Source organism: uncultured Thiocystis sp., assembly GCF_903866365.1.
In the GTDB taxonomy this organism is placed as follows: domain Bacteria; phylum Pseudomonadota; class Gammaproteobacteria; order Chromatiales; family Chromatiaceae; genus Chromatium.
Genome location: NZ_CAIPNF010000350.1, coordinates 1 through 3519, shown reverse-complemented (window position 1 = coordinate 3519; position 3519 = coordinate 1). Strand labels below are relative to the sequence as shown.

At 65.4% G+C, this 3519-nt stretch carries 4 protein-coding genes; all 4 read right to left on the bottom strand.

Annotated features, from left to right (window positions below; genetic code table 11):
* Positions 1-89 precede the first annotated feature (89 nt).
* Entirely contained in the window at positions 90-872 is a 783-nt protein-coding gene (locus tag QZY07_RS19590; protein WP_295406275.1) for a DUF692 domain-containing protein, read from the bottom strand.
* Positions 873-945: 73 nt separating this feature from the next.
* Complete coding sequence (locus QZY07_RS19585) at positions 946-1209, bottom strand: DUF2282 domain-containing protein (protein WP_295406274.1); 264 nt, start codon at positions 1207-1209, stop codon at positions 946-948.
* Positions 1210-1601: 392 nt separating this feature from the next.
* On the bottom strand, positions 1602-3053 hold the full coding sequence (locus QZY07_RS19580) for a sigma 54-interacting transcriptional regulator (protein ID WP_295406272.1): 1452 nt from the start codon (positions 3051-3053) through the stop codon (positions 1602-1604).
* Between the two features lie 101 nt (positions 3054-3154).
* On the bottom strand, positions 3155-3519 hold a 365-nt coding region (locus QZY07_RS19575; protein ID WP_295406270.1), incomplete at its 5' end, for a pentapeptide MXKDX repeat protein.

The window sequence follows — 3519 nt, the reverse complement described above, 5'->3', positions numbered from 1 at the left end:
CGCTACCAATCGCGTTAGCCATGATCTGCTATTTCCAAATATAATTTTGCCCTGAAAATAATATTGGCAAATCATAAGCTTATGTCAAGCTAACAAAGTAGAATTAAAAATAACTTGAAATCCAAGAGAGCTTCGATCAGGGTGGGCACGGCACCAATGTGCGCCACGCAGTCGCGATAGAGCGCCCAAACCGCGTCGGCGACGGGCGCGCCGTGGTGGTCGACGACCGCGTCGTCGGTGATCAGGTGGCCGGCCAGATGGACCTCGCCCACGACGGCCGGGTCGATCGCCAGCATGGCGGCGCGGGCGTCCTCCCCGTGATTGCACTGGTTCACGTACAGGTTGTTCACGTCGAGCAGCACGCCGCAGCCGGTGCGCCGTGCCACCTCGTCGAGAAACTCGGCCTCGCCGAGGGTGTCGGCGGCGAAGCGCAGATGAGTCGAGACGTTCTCAAGCAGAATCGGCCCGAGCGACGCCTGGGCCTGATCGACCCGCGCGCACACCAACCGCAGTGCCTCCGCCGTCAGGGGCAAGGGCAACAAGTCGTTCAGATGACGGCCGGGCACCACGGCCCAGCACAGATGTTCGGAGATGCGCGCCGGCTCGAAGCGACGTGCAAGATCGCGAATCTTTTGCAGGTGGGCGGCGAAATGCTCATCGCTGGCCGACCCCAGGGCCAGTGCGACACCGTGCAGGCTCAGGGGGTAGTCGGCGCGCAGCGTCTCCAGCACCTGGAGGTCCCAGCCGCCCGCGCCGAAATAGTTTTCGGTGTGAACCTCGATCCAGTCCACCGGCGGACGCTGCTCCAGAAATTCGCGGTAGTGAGGCGCCCGCAGGCCGAAGCCGTTGAGCGGTTGGGTGCCTGGGTACATGGCGGAGATTCCACAGGGTGATCGGGTGGCGATGCGGCACGCAGCGCCGCATCGCCGGCTCATCGCTCAGGGTTTAGCTCTTGCCGCCCGCCTTGAGCGAGCCGCCCATGTCGGTGCAGGTACCGGTGGCGACATACTTCCAGTCGTTCGGGTCGTTGTCGGCCTTGGCCTGGCCCGAGCAGGAATGCAGGCCGGTGGCATTGGCGCAGTCATTGGCTCCGGCCTTGGCGATGCCGTAGCACTTTTCCTTGCCCGCCTCGGCGGCATGGGCGGTCGTGACACCGGCGGCGACAATGCTGGCGAGGGTGGCGGCGATCAGGAAATCACGCTTGGTCATGAGATTCGCTCCAGATGGATGAGAGGGATTTGGGATCACGAATGGCCAGCCCGCCGATGCAAGCTTGGCGACCCTGGAGGCCCGAAGGGAATCGGTACCGAGGTCCGCGATGATCAAGCAGGCTGGACATCTCCTATAAGGCAGATCCTGTGCCAGACTGCATCGATCCCGGAGAAACGAATATGAAACAGATTCTTACGGAATGGCGCGGGATTCGCGACGAGTGCGTCGAACCCGCGTGCCCACGAGATGGCGTGGGGCCCCACGCTTGATCGTGGAAGCTCGCGGGATCGGCGTGGGTCGGGAGGCGCGGGTTCGCCCAAGCCCCGTGCCGTGCCGGCGCACGGCACTTGGCCTTGGTCAGGAGACGGGCGGGATCCTGGCGTGGGGGTTTAGGTGCGGTGGATGCCGAGTCGGTTCATCTTCGAGCGCAGCGTGCTGGGTGCCAACCCAAGCAACGCGGCGGCCCCGCCTGGACCTTCGACGGTCCAGTCGGTGTCCTCCAGGATCTTGGCGATATGCGCCCGCTCGGCGTCCTTGAGCGCCCGAGGCGCCGCGCGCTCCGTCCCCCCGCGGGCCGTGCCGATGACCAGCTCCGGCACTTCGATGACCGGCGTGTCGGCCAGGATCGCCGCCCGCTCGATCACGTTCTGGAGCTCGCGGACATTCCCTGGCCAGTCGTAGCGTTCGAGGCTTCTCATCGACCGCGGCGCGATCTCCCGGAGCGGCTTACCGAGCTTGGGGCCAAGGCTTGCGAGGAAGGCGCGGGCCAGGACCGGCACATCCTCCGGCCGCTCCCGCAGGGGTGGAATCCGCATGGGGAAGACGTTCAGGCGGAAGAACAGGTCTTCCCGGAAGGCCCCGGCACGAACCATCTCGGCGAGATCGCGATTGGTTGCCGCGACCACCCGCGCATCGGTCCGGATCGGCGCGCTCCCGCCGACCCGCTCGAACTCCTGTTCCTGCAATACCCGCAGCAACTTGGCCTGCGCCGCCAGGGTGAGCTCGCCGACCTCGTCCAGAAACAGAGTGCCGCGGTTGGCGAGCTCGAAGCGGCCGACCCGCCGGGCGACGGCGCCGCTGAAGGCGCCCTTCTCGTGGCCAAACAACTCGCTCTCGATGAGCTCGCTCGGCAGCGCGGCACAGTTGAGCTTGACCAGCGGCCGTTCGCCGCGCCTGCTTTGGGTGTGCAGGGCACGGGCGATCAGCTCCTTGCCGACCCCTGTCTCGCCCGCGATCAGCACCGTCGCGTCGGTCGCGGCCACCCGCTCGACCTGCGTCAGGAGCTCCCGCATGGCGGGGGAAGCGCTCACGATCCTGTCCGGGCCGACCTGCTGCCGAATCTCTTCCCGCAGATATTCGGTCTCGAGCATGAGCCGTTTGAGCTTGCGTTCAGCCTGCTGGCGCTCGTTGATATCGCGCAGGATCACCGTGAACAGGACCGACCCTTCGGTCTCGGTCTCGGAAACGGTGAGCTCGACCGGAAATTCGGTGCCGTCCGCCCGCAGCGCGCTCATTCCTCCCGGCACCCACACCTTGCGCCTGGCATCGCCGCCGCTGGCGGACGGTTCCCCGAGATAACTCTCGATCAGATGTCGAAAGGGCTTCGAGAGGAAGCGGTCGAAGGGTTGTCCGGTCGCCCAGGACGCCGCGCAGCCGAATGCCTTCTCCGCGCTCTGGTTGAACATGCTGATCCGACGCTGCCCGTCCATGGTGACGATGACGTCGGTGGCGGAGTGCAGAATGGCGTTGAGCCGCGCCTCGCTGCGACGCAGCGCCAGGTGGGTGTTGCGCCGTTCCATCTCGGCGGCAACCCGGGAGACGAACACCTCGAACACGGCCATCTCGCGGGGCTCGCCGTAAACAGGGCTTGTCGTCGATGATCAGCAGCAAGGCGACGCGCCCGGAGCGGGCCGCCGCGTTGCCGCGCGGACCGGGCTAGCCTTTACTTCGTCATGGCGTCCTTGGCCATGCCGCCCTTGCTCATGGCGTCCTTCGTCATCTCGTCCTTGGTCATGGTGCCTTTGCTCATGGCGTCCTTTTGCATCTCGTCAGTTCCGGACATGCTGTCCTTGGCCATGCTGCCCGTGGACATCTCCTCTTTTGCCTTGCTGCCCTTCGACATCGTGTCGTGCGCCATGCCGCCTTCCGCGCAGGCCGCGCCGCCGCCCAGGATGAGGCCGAGAGAAACCAGTGCGGTCGTGAGTTTGATCATGATGATCTCCGTGGAGTGGTTGGATGTTGTGGCCATGCGGCCGATGTGTCGGAGCGCCGAGCCTGACTCAGCTGCCGCCGAACCAGTTGTACCGG